This window comes from Pseudodesulfovibrio thermohalotolerans (assembly GCF_021353295.2).
Taxonomy (GTDB): domain Bacteria; phylum Desulfobacterota; class Desulfovibrionia; order Desulfovibrionales; family Desulfovibrionaceae; genus Pseudodesulfovibrio; species Pseudodesulfovibrio thermohalotolerans.
Genome location: NZ_CP120635.1, coordinates 1,355,592 through 1,369,972, shown reverse-complemented (window position 1 = coordinate 1,369,972; position 14,381 = coordinate 1,355,592). Strand labels below are relative to the sequence as shown.

Here is a 14,381-nt window from a genome sequence, read left to right as displayed (position 1 = left end):
ATAGAGAACCCAATGACGCGGGCGGCTCATTGGCAAATGGGCCGCCCGCATTCTTTTTTTCAACAGGAACCGGCATGATTATCGGCGTCCTCTCCCTCGAATTCAGGCTGCACGGCAACCGCTCCCTCAAGGACAAACGCAAGGTTTCCCTGAGCCTGAAGCAAAAGCTGCGGAACAAGTTCAACGTTTCCGTTGCCGAGACCGACGCTCTCGACGTACATGACAAGCTGGTTCTGGGCGTGGTCACCACAGCCAATGCCACGGAACGGGTGGAGAGCACCCTGTCCAAGGCCCTGGCCATGGTGGAGGCAATCTCCCCGGTGGAACTGACACGCTGCAACACGGAAATCTTTTCGGATACCGAATAGAGGATAAGGCAATGAAAGCATCCGGTTCGAGACGAGCCGTACGCATGGGCGACCAGATCATGCGCGAAATCAGCACCCTTCTCGTGGAGGAGGCGGCGGACCCGCGCCTGCAGTTCGTCACCCTGTCCGGCGTACGCATGAATTCCAACCTGCGTATCGCCGAAATATTCTACACTGTTTCAGGCGACGCCGAGCACCGCCGGGAAGTCCAGGCCGGTCTGGAGAAGGCCACGGGCTTCCTCCGCTCCCGGCTCGGACGCATCCTCAAGCTGCAATACACCCCGGAACTTCGCTTCCAGTTCGATGAATTTCTTGAGGACGTGGTCTATGGAAAGTCCCATCCGAAGGATTAGCGACGTAATCAGAGACCACGACGAGTTTCTGGTCGCCTCGCACTACAGTCCCGACGGCGACGCCATCGGCTCCATCTGTGCCCTTGGGCATCTCCTGACCACCATGGGCAAACGGGTCAAGCTCTACAATCCCTCCGGCCTGCCTTCGCGCTATGCCTTTGTCGACGCGCCGACGCCCATCGCGAGCGAGCTGCCCGACACCCTGCCCGCCTGGAGCTTTGTCCTGGACTGCGGCAGCCGCGAGCGCATGGGGGAATCCCTGGCCGCCCGATCGAACGAAACCGGATTCATCAACATTGACCATCACCTGGGCAATGACGAGTTCGGCGCGGTCAATTGGGTGGACCCGACCCAGCCTGCCGTGGGCAATATGGTCGCCCTGCTCGCCGAGGCGCTGGATGTGCCCCTCACCGGCCCTCTGGCCGAATGCGTCTACCTGGCGGTAGCCACGGACACCGGCTTCTTCACCTACGGCAACACCACCCCCGAGTCGTTGGAGTTGGCCGCGCAGATGCTCCGCTCCGGACTCGATATCGCCCTGATGAACGAGCGCATTACCAAGCAATGGTCCGAGAACCGCATGAAGCTGTGGACCGAGGCCATGAGCACCATGGAACTTTTCCAGGACAAACAAATCTGCGCGACCGTAATCACGAAGGAAATGTTCAAGCGCACCGGGACCACCAATGCGGACACCGAAAATCTGATTAACTTTCTGCGCCGTCTCAAAACCGTGCGAGTGGCCGCCATACTGCGCGAGGAAGGACCGGACCTCTACAAATTCAGCCTGCGCTCCTACGGGGACGACAATGTTCAGCAGGTGGCCGCCCGATTCGGCGGCGGCGGACACAAGAACGCGGCGGGCGGCTCCATCCAGGCCCCCCTAGCCGAAGCCAGAGAGCAACTCGTCAAGGCCGTTGCGGAACAACTGGAGCGTGGATAGATGGGACGCCGATCCAAGAAACGCAGCCCGTTCCAACTCGACGGCCTGCTTATCCTGAACAAGCCGTCCGGCCCCACGTCGACCGACTGCCTGAACGACATCAAACACCGCCTCAAGCAGTTCAAGATCGGTCATGGCGGCACCCTGGACCCCATGGCCGAGGGAGTGCTCCTGGTCCTTCTCGGACAGGCAACCAAGCTTGCGCCGTACCTTTCCGGCGGGACCAAGACCTATTCCGGAACATTTCGGCTCGGAATAACCACCGACACGCTTGATATCCAAGGGGAAATACTCAAGGAAAGCCCGGTGGAGGCCACTTCGGCAGATGTCGAACGTGAAATTTTGTATTGGAAAGAGTTGACAGAGCAGGAGGTTCCTGCCTATTCGGCTGCCAAACACGAGGGGAAGCCGCTGTACGCCCTGGCCCGCGAAGGTCTGGAAACACCGGTCAAAATGAAGCCCATCGTGATTTCTCATGTGGAAGCGCTGGACGTGAATCCGCCCGAAGCGGCATTCAGGGTCAGCTGTTCCGCGGGCACCTACATACGATCCCTGGTCCACAGCTTGGGGACACGAATGGGGTGCGGCGCGGCGCTGACCAGCCTGGTCAGAGAAGCCAGCGAGCCTTTCCGGCTCGATCAGGCCTTTGACCTGGAGGACGTTCTGGAGCACCCGGAATTATTTCCGGAACGGGTGATTCCGCTTGCGGACACCCTGCCTCACTGGCCGAGGTATCGGTTGACCGAACCGCTGGCCGGACTCGTCATGAACGGGTCCTGGCTGCCGGTGACCGACCAACCCGGTACCATGCTGGCGGGCGTACTCGGCGATCGAGCCATGTTGCTCGGTCCCGACGGCTCCCCCCTGGCACTGGTGGAGGCCAAGCTTCAGGACGACAAGCCCAGATGGGCCATTCTCCGGGGACTCTGGAACCGGGACTGATCCGTAACGGGACCTCTGCGTCCGGCACAACGTTAAAAGCAACATCCAACTTAGGAGGATATCGCTGTGGTGATGACTGCTGAAGAAAAACAGAAGATCATTGACGAGTACAAGACCTGCGAAGGTGACACCGGGTCCCCGGAAGTCCAGGTTGCGCTGCTGACCGCGCGCATCACCTACCTGGCCACCCACTTCAAGACCCATACCAAGGATCACCACTCCCGCACCGGCCTGCTGAAACTGGTCGGACAGCGCAGGAAACTGCTCAAGTACCTGCAAAATAAGGACATCCAGCGCTATCGCGACCTGATTGGCCGCCTCGGTCTGCGCAAGTAGTTCTTTGAAGAATTGATGTTTGGGGGAGGGTAAAACCTCCCCCGCTCGTACGTCACTTTCTGCGTCGGAGCCGTCTTTCCACGGCCCCGAACGAATCCCCACCCACAGATTAGTTGGCTGCGGAAGGCGTTTTTGGGAACCCGAGGTTCCCATGGCCCCAAAAGCTCCTCCCCAAGCCGGCTAACCCCACTCGAGGGATTATCGCAGAAAGTGATCCACCTTTATTGCCTTAATTCATAAGGCAGGAGAATCTCCATGACGATGATTCCTTTCGACGCCACCAGCGTTACCGCGACGGTCGGCGATCTCGACATCACCATCGAAACCGGAAAATACGCTCGCCAAGCCTCCGGCGCGGTGACCATTTCTTCCGGAAGCACCACTGTTCTGGTCACCGCCGTGACCCAGCCCCTGGCTGAAGACCGGGGCTTCTTCCCGCTGACCTGCAACTATCAGGAAATGGCTTACGCCGCCGGCCGCGTGCCGGGCAACTACTTCCGCCGCGAGGGCCGTCCCTCCGAGCATGAGACCCTGGTCTCCCGGCTCATCGACCGTCCCATCCGTCCCTTGTTCGCCAAGGGCTTCTCCGACGAAGTGCAGATCATCGCCACCGTCCTGTCCGCCGACAAGCACGTCAACCCGGACGTTCTGGCCCTGACCGGCGCTTCCGCCGCCTGCCACATTTCCAAGATGCCCTTCCTCGGCCCTATCGTCGGCGCCCGCGTGGGCTACGTGGACGGCGAGTTCGTCCTCTACCCCACCTACAAGGGCATTGAGGAGCGTTCGTCCCTGAACCTGATCTTCGCCGCAACCCGCGAGGCCATGGTCATGGTCGAAGGCGGCGGCAACTTCGTCTCTGAAGACATGGTGGCCGACGCCCTGGCCTGGGGCCACGAGCAGGTTGGACCGCTCTTTGACATTCAGGATGAGCTCCGCGACAAGGTCGGCGTGCCCAAGATCGAAGTGACCGCTCCCGAGCGCGACGAGGAAGTGGCCGAGTACCTCGGCGAGATCATCACCGATGACCTCAAGAAGGCCCTGACCACCCCCGAGAAGCTGGTCCGCTACGCCGCCAAGGACGCTGCCAAGAAGAAGGCCAAGGAAGCCGTTGCCGAGAAATTCCCCGACGATTCCGCCAAGCTGGCCGAGGTCGACAACATCGTCGGCGACATGACCAAGAAGTTCGTCCGCGAACGCATCGTCAAGGAAGGTCTGCGCATCGACGGCCGTGACACCACCACCGTCCGTCCGCTGTCCATCGAAGTGGGCGTTCTCCAGCAGACCCACGGCTCAGTCCTGTTCCGCCGCGGCGAAACCTGCTCCCTGGCCGTCGCCACCCTGGGTTCCACCCGTGACGAGCAGCGTTACGACTCCCTGCTCGGCGACGCCACCAAGCGTTTCATGCTCCACTACAACTTCCCGCCCTACTGCGTCGGTGAAGCCCGCATGTTGCGCGGCACCTCCCGCCGTGAGGTGGGCCACGGAGCCCTAGCCGAACGCGCCCTTTCTCCGGTGCTGCCCAGCCCCGAGGAATTCCCGTTCACCATCCGCGTGGTCTCCGAAATCATGGAGTCCAACGGTTCCTCCTCCATGGCTTCCGTGTGCGGCGCAACCCTGTCCCTCATGGATGCGGGCGTGCCCATCTCCGATCCCGTGGCCGGTATCGCCATGGGTCTTTGCAAGGAAGACGACCAGTACTTCGTCCTGACCGACATCCTCGGCGACGAGGACGCCCTGGGCGACATGGACTTCAAGGTTGCGGGCACCCGTGACGGCATCACCGCCATCCAGATGGACATCAAGATCGGCGGCATCCCACAGGAAGTCCTCAAGAAGGCCCTGTACCAGGCCAAGGAAGCCCGGACCCACATCCTCGACCACATGGCCGAGGTGCTGGAAAAGCCGCGTGCCGAACTGTCCACCCTGGCCCCGCAAATGGCCGTGGTCTACATCGATCCCGAAAAGATCCGCTCCGTCATCGGACCCGGCGGCAAGAACATCAAGGCCATCACCGCCGAGACCGAAGCCGACATCGACATCGAGGATTCCGGCAAGATCTCCATCTTCGCCCCGACCATGGCTTCCATGGAAAAGGCCAAGGAAATGGTGCTCTACTACGACCAGAAGCCTGAACCCGGCAAGAACTACAAGGGCGTCGTGCGCAAGATCCTTGAGGTCGGCGCACTCGTCGAAATTCTGCCCGGCCAGGAAGGCATGTTGCATATCTCCCAGCTCGACTTCGACCGTGTGGAACGCGTGGAAGACATCGTTCAGCTCGGCCAGGAAGTCATGGTGAAGTGCATCTCCTTGGAGCCCGGCGGACGCATCCGCCTGTCCCGTAAGGCCTGGCTCATGGAAGAGGCCGGACAGGAGGTCAACCTGGACGACTTCAAGCGTCCCGCTCCGCGCAACAACGACAGAGGCGGACGCAACGACCGCGGTGACCGCGGTGGACGCCGCCGCCGTTAGGCTCGGCAGTCAGCAATGATTAAACGCCCTGTCCAGATACGTCCGGACAGGGCTTTTCTTATGCGGCTAGAACGACTCAACGGCGTTTCCAAGTCTCCATCCCCCGCTGATAGGCAAAGGGTTGTGGGCATCGTGGCCTGGTGGTATTCTTGGAAAAAACAAGGAAAGAGTTATGAGCGAAACAATCATATACGGCAAATCCACCTGCCCGCACACCAAACGCGCACTGGCCGCGCACCCCCAGGCGCGCTTCGTGGACATCCTGGCCTCCGAGGCCAACCTGGAGGAAATGCTCAAACTCTCCGGCGGACTGCGTCGCATCCCGGTCATCGTCCACGATGGGGAAACCACCGTAGGATTCAACCGGGGCTCCTGACACGTCTGATCCCCGGCAGGCTGCCGGGCCACACTCCCCCATATACTCACAAAATGGCTCCAGCCCGAAATGACCGGCTGCCCCCGGACCGAAGCACTCCGCTCCCTCCCCGCGCGCAGCCTCGGCCTACCCGGCTCGTGATTCCGCCAGCCCTTGCAATGCCCTGCTCAATACGGCCGGACGGCGTCCCGTCAACCGACCAGCACGCCCGCGTAACCCACGACCTGCTGGAAGTCGCCGGATACCTCGCCTGAAGTGGCGTAGGCCTCCAGATCGGCATGGGTCGCGCCAAGTTCAAGTGCCGCATATAATCCCACTGTCATGGGCAGCACTCCGCACATGGAAATATGCCGGGAGCGCACCGTGTCGTAGAGCACGGCGGGATCGAGGGTCATCATCGGTTCCAGGGCCATGCCGTCCATCTTGTGGGCGTCCTCGTGGGAAATGTAATGGCTCATGTCAGAACTGACCACAATGGACACGGGGTTCGGAAAAGCGGCCAAGGCCCGACCGATGGCTCGCCCCACCCGCTCCAGAGAGTCCAAGGCAGGCGCAGAGATACTGATGGGCACGATGGTTGTGTCCGGATTGAGGCGATAGAGAAACGGCAGGATCACTTCCAGGGAATGCTCCCCCATGTGCGCCGAGGTATCCGCCTGGACATCCTTGTCGGCATCAAGCAGCGCCGCGGCCAGGGCGGTGTCGATGGACAGGAATCCGCCTGGAATCGCCCAGCCGCCGTCGGGCCACAGGGCGAACCGCTCTCCCCGCCCCGTATGGTTGGGACCGAGCAACAGCACGGTGGGCGCGAGATTGGCCGTGCCCAGGGTCTTGCCGCAGACCGCTCCCGAGTACACGTACCCGGCGTGAGGCACCATGGCCAGCAGGGTGTGCTCCTGCCGTTTGCCCTCGGCCAATCCGAGATACTCGTCAACCGTGGCGTACAGCTCTTCCGGCTGTGCCTCGTAAAACCGTCCGGCAACAATGGGATTTCTGTCCATGCTCCACCTCAACAAACAGTTGTTTAACCATTCACGCCTGCTGAATAGCACAAATCGACCTCCAACCATACCCAAACGGCAAAAAAACCGACAAGAATTGAGGGAAAGGGAGAAAAACGCCTGCCCGCCGGTCTACCCCGGGTTGGGAGCGTACTGGCTGGCCTGTCGTTCGAGGCTGTGCGTGTCAAGAGCGGCCTTGGCTAGCTGGGCCTGAAGGGAATCGGGCTTCTTCTCGATGATATCCTGAAGCAACTGCTTCCATTCCTCGATGGCCCCGGCCTTGCGATAGATGCGGGCGAGCTTGAACCGGGTGGAGGCCCACTCGGGATTGTCCACGGAAATGTACTTGTCATACTCCCTGGCCCACTTGAGCGCCTCTTCGTAACGCCCGGACCGCTCGGTGGCGTAGATGGACATGAGCACCGCGTCCTTGACCTTCTCGGGATCGCCGTCGCTCTGCAACAGCAACGCCAGGGCCTCCTGGGAATAGACGAAAACCCGGCGCAAATCCTGCCGTTCCATGGCGTCCTTGGCCATGTAATACATGGCGTAGGCACGGAATGCCGGGTCCACGGTGGCGTCCTTGGCCAGATCGGCCCACAGGGTCACGGCGCGCTTGCCGTCTCCGAGATTCTGCAGGGACATGGCCCGCGCGTATTCGAGCTGACGCTGCTGTTCGGGCTTGAGCTTCCAGTGCTTGGAGGCCATGGACACGAGATCGGAAATGTCCTGCCAGGCGAGCTGATCGAGGTAAATGTTCACGGCCAGGCCGAGAGCCTGATCCGAGACGCCGGCAAGTTGTTTCTTCACAAGATACGGCTTGAGCAGCTCAAGGGCCTTTTCGGGCTGCCCCACCTTCCAGTAGCTGGTGGCGATGGCGAGCCTTGTGTTGTCGTCGACCTTGGAATCCTTCTTGCCGATGAAATCGTAAGTCTCCCAGTAGCGAACAATGCGGCCGTAGCGCTCCTCGGCAAGCATCCCCGGCACTGCGAGAACGAAAACCGAGTCGCCCAGAATCCGGGCCTTGTCCACCAGCGGACTGTCGGGATACTTCTCGACGAGATCCTGGGCCGAGGACAGGGCTTCGGGATATTTTTTGTTGAAGGCGTACCACATGGCCAGCTTGAGCTGGGCGATGGGCGCAAGCGGACTGTCCGGATGTCGGCTGACGATCTCGGTATAGACCCGCTTCGGGTTGAGATTGTACGGCCGGTTGAAGACATCCACCATCTCGTGCATGGCCGGATCGTCGTAGATGCCCTCCTCGGCCAGCCGCATCTTGGAGATGAGGCCGCCCTCCTTGTCCGGATAATCCTTGACCGCCTTCTCGTACACCTGCTTGGCCGCGCCCTTGTCGTTCATGCGCAGGTAGATGTCCCCGAGACGGGCCAGGACCACATCCGCGCCGTCCGCATCGGGATTGAGGTTGTAGAAGGTGAAATAATGGTTCTTGGCCTGCTCCCACTTCTTGAGCTGCGTCTCCACGCCGCCCGCCAGCCGCAGGAAATCCATGTTCTCCATGTAATAGTCGGGCCACCGCTTGTCGATGTAGTCCACGATCTGAAAAGCCTGGTCCAGATAGCCCGTCCGGTTCAGCGAATCGGCCAAATAATAGGCGGCCTGCTTGGCGAGCTGGTGCTCGGGATAGGTCTGAATGAGATGTTGGAACTGGTCGGCGGCCTTCCGGTAATCGCCCTTGCGATACCAGTATTCGCCCCAGTAATAGCTGATGGACGGAATGTTGTCGTCGTCCGGGTACTTGTCCTGAAGAATCTTGAAATAGGCGCGGGCCTCGGGGAAATTGCCCACCTGCAGATTGAGCAACCCGAGATTGAGCAGAGCGCGCGGCACCCTGTCGGACCGCAGGTTGGCGTTCATGGCCTCGATAAAGGCCTGGGCCACCTCGTCGAATTTGTTCGCCAGATCGCCCGAGTTGATCTGCTTCTTTATGTCGGCGATGGCGTAGAGGCTCTCATCGCGCACGTCCTCGGGCAGCTTGGGCTGCTTGATGATATCCTCGTAAATCGGCAACGCCTCGTTCAACGCGCCGTTGAACATCATGGACTGCGCCTCGTAGAGCTGATCGCGAATGGCCTGGATGCGGGCCTTTTCCTGCTCCTCGGGCGACGTTTCCTCCAACGGCTGTCCATCGGCTCCGACCTGCTGCGCACCGTCGGCCTGGACGTCCGCCGCCGGTCCGCCGGAAGCCGTGGGCGAGGGCTGAACTTCATCGGAGATCGATCCCGCATCGCCAACCAGAGCCGTCTCAGGCTCAAGTGCGGACGGAGGCGGAGCTACATCACCACGGGTGCCGCCCGAATCGGCCTCAACGGCCGGGGGCGGGGTCACGTTGCCGACCACCTCATTGGCGGCCGGGGTCTCCGGCGCAGGAGATTCCGCAACGGGCCGGGCTCCGGACGCTGGTGCGGAAGGGGCGGACACCGGAAAACGCTTTTCGGTTCCACCGGCCAGCTCCGCAAACTTCACTTCCTCAGCGGACTTGTTTACCGCTTTGAAACGCAACTCGTTGGCCGCCGGATAATCCCCCGTCACGGTCTCGCCGGGCGCGACAGGGGGTGTGGCCTCAGGGACCGTGGTTTCAGGGGGCGCGACCTCATTCCGAACGGAATAGGGAACGGCGAAAAAGGGTTTACGCTCGGCGGAGGGCTCTTCGGAAGGCAGGTCGGCCTCGGCTTTGTCCGATACGGGCTGATCGGGGCGAACCGCCGACAGGGTTTCGGCCACCTCGGCCGCCGATGGAGCCTTGGGCTCGGGTGCCGCCGCCGGTGCCGGTTGCGCCGTTTGAGCGGGCCGGGTGGCCTGTCCGGCCGGAGCCGGAGGCGTGTCGGGCGACCGCCAACGCGCACCGATGGGATCGGAATAAAGTTGGAGAACGAACTGGGACGTCCCCTGGCCGGGAACGCGAATGTATCCGAAAGCGTCGGTGGAAAGGGCAATTTCCACCCCATTGCCGGAGGTGGCGACGGACTTGACCAACCTGCCCGCAATGCCCCCGACTTCAGGCCGGTTCTCGCGGCCCCAAATGCCTTCGGGCAACAGGACCTGCAATGCGGTTTTGCCGGTTCTCGCCACAGATACTTGCGGCAACACGTCGGAATCAAAAGAAAAAGTCAGATTTTCCGTTTCACCCCGAGAAGAAAAAGCCACCCGCAAGGCTTGGGCGGGATCAGCCAGGATCAACCCCAAGACAAGGGCGGCCGCCAGGGGCCAGACTATTCTTTTGACACTTTCGACTGTCACGGCAAGCAGTTATGCAATTGTCGTGCTACCCGCGAAACGGGCAACTCTTGCACTACTCCGCAGGTTACAGCAAATCCCTCTTTTTCAACTTCTCGATGAGGGTGGTTCTCTTTATGCCAACCAATTCCGCAGCCTTGTTCTTGACCCCGTCGGCCTGCTCCAGGGCCTCCGCCAGCAGACGGCCCTCGATGGCCTCCAGAAAATCCTTGAGCTTGAGATCCTTGTCCCGCATGTCCTTGAGGGAGGGCCAGGCGAATCCGACAGGATGGACCGGCTCGATCTTCTCTTCCTCCCTGAGCGGACTCTCCCCGATGTCCGTGAAGATTTTTTCGGGCAAATCCTCGGGCTTCACCTCGCAGCCATCGCACAGGATGGTCAGCCGCTCCATGAAGTTCTCCAACTCGCGCACATTGCCGGGCCAGGAATAGGTCAGAAGCATCTGCCGCGCCTTCTCGGAAAGGGAAAGCGGCTTGCGCGCCTTGCTGCCGCAATGGCGGCCGAGAAAATGCTCGGCCAGAAGCAGGATATCCATGCCCCGCTCACGCAGGGGCGGAAGGTTCAGGGGAATGACATTGAGGCGATAGAACAAATCCTCGCGAAACCGACCTGCGGCGACCTCGCCTTCCAGGTCGCGGTTGGTGGCCGCCACCACGCGGACGTCGACCTTCTTGATGGAAGTGCCGCCCACCCGCTCGATCTCCTTCTCCTGCAAGGCGCGAAGAATCTTGACCTGCAACGAGAGGTCCATCTCGCCGATTTCATCGAGAAAGATGGTCCCGCCGTCGGCCAGCTCGAAACGGCCGGGCCGCGAGCGGATGGCGTGGGTAAAGGCTCCCTTCTCGTGGCCGAAGAGCTCGGATTCGAGCAGTTCTCTCGGAATCGCCCCACAGTTAATGGGGACGAACGGCATGTCGCGACGCCCGCTGTTGCGGTGCAACGCCCTGACCAGAAGCTCCTTGCCGGTCCCCGACTCGCCCGTGACCAGCACGGTGCTGTCCGTGGGCGCGACCTTTTTCAGGACCTTGAAGACCTTGGCCAGGGCCGGACTGTTCCCAATGATGCCGTCCAGGTTGAGCGACATTTCTCCTCCGGATTCGCATGGATGCACGGCCAACAGGACCCCCGCCCCGCAGCCATATCATTAATATACATCTTCTCTGTCAATTTACTGACAGCATGTCAACGACTATAACCGTTTTATACAAAGATATTCTGGAAAATCGCCACCCTGCCAGCCGCTTTTTTCCGACTCACGTTGGACAGGATTCCGCGTAGCAAAGCATCCGCAAAGACTTTTCAGGGCGTCTTTCCGCCTGCCATTAGCCTGAAACGTGCCGTCCCTCCCCTGCCCATGAAAAGGCCGCGAGTTTGGAAGAGACGGGAACTGGGCTCCAAAACAAAAAAGGCCCGGCATCGACCGGGCCTTTCACGTATTCGGACGCACCCGCTTCGCACTTACAAGCGGCGGATGATTTCCTTGGCGGGAATGAGGGCGGTGGCGGCCGCGCCGACGATGTTTCCGGCCACGCCGGGACCGTCTCCGGCCACGAAAAGGCCGTCCACGCTGGTTTCGAGATGCTCGCGAGTCTCGACCTGAGTGGCGAAGAACTTGATCTCGGGGGCGTAGAGCAGGGTCTCGTCGTTGGAAACGCCGGGCACCACGTTGTTGAGCTGTTCCAGGCCGTCCATGAGGTTGGTCAGGATGCGCTCGGGCAGGGCCATGGCGATGTCGCCGGGGACCACGTTCCTGAGGGTCGGCTCGATGTAGCCGTTGCCGATGCGATCCCAGGTGGAACGACGTCCGCGCCTGAGGTCGCCGAACCGCTGGAGGATGGGCTTGCCGCCGCCGATAAGAGTGGCCAGACGGCCGATGGACTCGCCGTATGCCTGGTTGTCCTCCACCGGATCGTTGAGCACGACCTTGGAGAGGAAGGCGAAGTTGGTGTTGTCGGACTTCTTGTTCATGAGCGCGTGGCCGTTGACGCAGACGAAATCCTGATAGTTTTCGAGCGCGACGTAACCGCCGTAATTCGTGCAAAAGGTGCGGGTCTGATCGTCGTACTTGTTGGTGCGCACGAAGAAGGTCGGGTCGTAGATCACCGAGCAGATGTCCTGCATGATCTCGTTGTGAACCTCGACGCGCACGCCCACCTCGATGCCGCGCTGGGACACTTGGATGCCGTGCTTGCGGACCTCGTGGGCGACCCATTCGGCTCCCACCCGTCCGGGGGCGAGAATAACGTTTCTGGCGGTGTATTCACCCCGGCTGGTGACGACGCCCGTTACCCTTCCCTTGTTCACGAGCACGTCGGTGACGTTCTCGGAAGTATGGAAAACCACGCCTTTGTCGCGGATATGATCGGCCATGCCAGCGATATGGCCGGGCAGATTGTCGCTACCCAGGTGCTTCTGCTTGATGACGAGCAGATCGATGCCGTCCTTGCGCGCCTGCTTGCGAATCTGCTTGGCCGCCTCCATGTCGGTGGGGAAGACCTTGCCGTCCATGCCGAACTTGTTGAAGATTTCCTCGGTTTCCTCGATGAGCTGAATCGCCTCGGAGGTGCCGACGAACTGGGTCAGGTCGGTCTTGCCGAGCTTGTGGATGTAGTTGAGCTTGCCATCGGAGAACAGTCCGGCCCCGCCCACGCCGCACAGGATGTTGCAGGGGCGGCACTTGATGCACTCCTGGTCGCCGGAGATGGGGCAATTGCGTTTCAGGGAACGTTTGCCCTTGTCGATAAGCAACACGTTCAGGTCGGAATGCTCGCTAAGGTAGTAGGCGGCGAACAGCCCTGCCGGGCCCGCCCCCACGATAATGACGTCGAAATCAGTCTTCACGGTATTGGTCATGGTCTCCTCGTCTGTCGCAAGTATGGCCCGCTCTGTGTCTCCCCGTGAAAATCGGGAAGGCGCGCAGACGGGCCATGATAGACCGTATGATATGAGGGAATGAGATGTCAAGCACGCGCCGGAAGGCACTGGACCGGGCGCTGGACAGGAGAAGCCGCTCCGGGAAGACAGGGCCGCCCCGCCGTCAGGCGATCAGATTCAGGAGATGGCCGGTCATCTCCTCCTGGGCGCGGACGAAGGCGGTGTTCGCGGAAAAGGCGTGCCCGGTGCCAATCATGTCCGTCATCTCGCGGCCAATGTCGGTGTTGGAGGTCTCCACGCCATCGACCATAACGCCGGGCACGGAAGATTCGGTGATGGACGCCACCTCGACGCCCCGCCCTTCCGGACCGGACTCAAGGGAAACCGACGAAGCCCTGAAGCCGTCGGTATTCACGTTGGCGATGTTGTTGGCCGAAACCTCCTGCACGGTGGACAGCGCGGTCAGGGCCGAGATGTTGACGTCGGACATGGGTAATCACTCCCTTGAACCAGGGGAAGCAGCCTTTGTTCGGTATACGCGCCCGAAGCCGGGGATGCAAATCGGGGCGGTAACATCCCGCAGGCCGCCCATGAAACGTGTTCAACGCACCCACGACGGCGTTAGGCCAAGGCGGGATTTCCCCATGGGCCCAAATCGCCCGGCTCGCGCTAATCCCCGCTCTCGATGACCGCGAAGGCCGAGTGGTTGTGGATGGACTCGAAGCTCTCGACCTCGACCTTGTACCAATGCACGCGGGGGTGTTCGTCGAGCCCCTTGGCCGCCTCGCGGACCACGTCCTCCACAAAGGTCGGATTGGCGAAGGCGGTCTCGGTGACGTATTTCTCATCCTCGCGCTTGAGCAGGGAAAAGACCTGGCAGGACCCGGCGCGCTCGCCGATCTCGATAAGGTCCTCCAGCCAGAGGAAGCCGTCGAAACGGGTGCGGATGCGCACCTCGGCCCGCTGGGAGTGCGCGCCTTCGTCGGAGATGGCCTTGGAGCAGGGACAGACGGTCATGACCGGCACGTCCGCGCCCAGAGTGAAGGTCAGCTTGCCTTCTTTGAGGTTGCCGTCCACCCGGCAGGTGTAATCCATGAGGCCCCCAGCCTTGGAAACCGGAGACCGGCGGCGCAGGAAATAGGGAAATACGAAACGCAGGTGGGCGCTGCGGGCCTGGAGCCGATCCACGATGTCGTCGAGCAGCGTCCGGAAGGAATTGTAGTCGAGCGTCCCTTCCCAATGTTCCAGAGCCTCCACGAAACGGCTCATGTGCGTGCCCTTGAACTCGGCGGGCAGGTCCACGGACATGGAAACCTGGGCCACGGTATGCTGAATCCCGGACTCGCGGTCCCGGACTATGATCGGCAGCCGCAACCCCTTGACGCCTACCCTGTCGATGGGCATGGCGATAGTAGCCTGACTTTTCTGTACATCTTCCATCAATCTATCCCTTTCTTCCTC

The 14,381-nt window shown here is 61.1% G+C and carries 13 protein-coding genes; 7 read left to right on the top strand and 6 right to left on the bottom strand.

Going from position 1 to position 14,381, the window contains the following annotated elements; all coding sequences use genetic code 11:
* Positions 1 to 74: 74 nt before the first annotated feature.
* From LF599_RS06360 to uxx1, 7 genes are all read left to right on the top strand, one after another.
* Positions 75 to 368 (top strand): DUF503 domain-containing protein, encoded by a 294-nt coding sequence (locus LF599_RS06360; protein ID WP_279522699.1) that lies wholly within the window; start codon positions 75 to 77, stop codon positions 366 to 368.
* Between the two features lie 11 nt (positions 369 to 379).
* A complete protein-coding gene (gene rbfA / locus LF599_RS06355) occupies positions 380 to 721 on the top strand; it encodes a 30S ribosome-binding factor RbfA (RefSeq protein ID WP_279522698.1) in 342 nt (113 codons plus the stop codon).
* Complete coding sequence (locus LF599_RS06350; RefSeq protein ID WP_279522697.1) at positions 696 to 1,664, top strand: DHH family phosphoesterase; 969 nt, start codon at positions 696 to 698, stop codon at positions 1,662 to 1,664. Before rbfA ends, LF599_RS06350 begins: the two co-directional genes overlap by 26 nt.
* Positions 1,665 to 2,606: a tRNA pseudouridine(55) synthase TruB gene (truB, locus tag LF599_RS06345; RefSeq protein WP_279522696.1), complete on the top strand. Its 942-nt coding sequence runs from the start codon at positions 1,665 to 1,667 to the stop codon at positions 2,604 to 2,606.
* A gap of 66 nt (positions 2,607 to 2,672) precedes the next feature.
* Complete coding sequence (rpsO, locus tag LF599_RS06340) at positions 2,673 to 2,942, top strand: 30S ribosomal protein S15 (protein ID WP_269941304.1); 270 nt, start codon at positions 2,673 to 2,675, stop codon at positions 2,940 to 2,942.
* A gap of 255 nt (positions 2,943 to 3,197) precedes the next feature.
* Entirely contained in the window at positions 3,198 to 5,411 is a 2,214-nt protein-coding gene (gene pnp / locus LF599_RS06335) for a polyribonucleotide nucleotidyltransferase (protein WP_279522695.1), read from the top strand.
* A 172-nt stretch (positions 5,412 to 5,583) separates the two neighbouring features.
* Positions 5,584 to 5,787 carry a UXX-star selenoprotein family 1 gene (gene uxx1 / locus LF599_RS06330; protein ID WP_269941305.1) on the top strand — a complete coding sequence of 68 codons (204 nt, stop codon included), beginning with the start codon at positions 5,584 to 5,586 and terminating at the stop codon, positions 5,785 to 5,787.
* A gap of 191 nt (positions 5,788 to 5,978) precedes the next feature.
* Here the strand turns inward: uxx1 and amrB are convergent, their stop codons facing one another.
* The 6 genes from amrB to folE2 form a co-directional block, all read right to left on the bottom strand.
* Complete coding sequence (amrB, locus tag LF599_RS06325) at positions 5,979 to 6,788, bottom strand: AmmeMemoRadiSam system protein B (RefSeq protein ID WP_279522694.1); 810 nt, start codon at positions 6,786 to 6,788, stop codon at positions 5,979 to 5,981.
* 132 nt (positions 6,789 to 6,920) lie between these two features.
* A complete protein-coding gene (locus tag LF599_RS06320) occupies positions 6,921 to 9,881 on the bottom strand; it encodes a tetratricopeptide repeat protein (RefSeq protein ID WP_279522693.1) in 2,961 nt (986 codons plus the stop codon).
* A gap of 232 nt (positions 9,882 to 10,113) precedes the next feature.
* The gene (locus LF599_RS06315; protein WP_279522692.1) at positions 10,114 to 11,130 is read right to left on the bottom strand and encodes a sigma-54 interaction domain-containing protein; all 1,017 of its coding nucleotides are present in this window, start codon (positions 11,128 to 11,130) and stop codon (positions 10,114 to 10,116) included.
* A 374-nt stretch (positions 11,131 to 11,504) separates the two neighbouring features.
* Positions 11,505 to 12,923 carry an NAD(P)/FAD-dependent oxidoreductase gene (locus LF599_RS06310; protein WP_269941812.1) on the bottom strand — a complete coding sequence of 473 codons (1,419 nt, stop codon included), beginning with the start codon at positions 12,921 to 12,923 and terminating at the stop codon, positions 11,505 to 11,507.
* 160 nt (positions 12,924 to 13,083) lie between these two features.
* A complete protein-coding gene (locus LF599_RS06305) occupies positions 13,084 to 13,410 on the bottom strand; it encodes a flagellar basal body rod C-terminal domain-containing protein (RefSeq protein WP_269941309.1) in 327 nt (108 codons plus the stop codon).
* Positions 13,411 to 13,589: 179 nt separating this feature from the next.
* Positions 13,590 to 14,360, bottom strand: a complete 771-nt coding sequence (gene folE2 / locus LF599_RS06300) for a GTP cyclohydrolase FolE2 (protein WP_279522691.1) — start codon at positions 14,358 to 14,360, stop codon at positions 13,590 to 13,592.
* Positions 14,361 to 14,381: the final 21 nt, after the last annotated feature.

Coding starts and splice junctions, on each gene's coding strand:
- LF599_RS06360 (WP_279522699.1), top strand. CDS start 75: ATGATTATCGGCGTCCTCTCCCTCGAATTCAGGCTGCACGGCAACCGC.
- rbfA (WP_279522698.1), top strand. CDS start 380: ATGAAAGCATCCGGTTCGAGACGAGCCGTACGCATGGGCGACCAGATC.
- LF599_RS06350 (WP_279522697.1), top strand. CDS start 696: ATGGAAAGTCCCATCCGAAGGATTAGCGACGTAATCAGAGACCACGAC.
- truB (WP_279522696.1), top strand. CDS start 1,665: ATGGGACGCCGATCCAAGAAACGCAGCCCGTTCCAACTCGACGGCCTG.
- pnp (WP_279522695.1), top strand. CDS start 3,198: ATGACGATGATTCCTTTCGACGCCACCAGCGTTACCGCGACGGTCGGC.
- uxx1 (WP_269941305.1), top strand. CDS start 5,584: ATGAGCGAAACAATCATATACGGCAAATCCACCTGCCCGCACACCAAA.
- amrB (WP_279522694.1), bottom strand. CDS start 6,788: ATGGACAGAAATCCCATTGTTGCCGGACGGTTTTACGAGGCACAGCCG.
- LF599_RS06315 (WP_279522692.1), bottom strand. CDS start 11,130: ATGTCGCTCAACCTGGACGGCATCATTGGGAACAGTCCGGCCCTGGCC.
- LF599_RS06305 (WP_269941309.1), bottom strand. CDS start 13,410: ATGTCCGACGTCAACATCTCGGCCCTGACCGCGCTGTCCACCGTGCAG.
- folE2 (WP_279522691.1), bottom strand. CDS start 14,360: ATGGAAGATGTACAGAAAAGTCAGGCTACTATCGCCATGCCCATCGAC.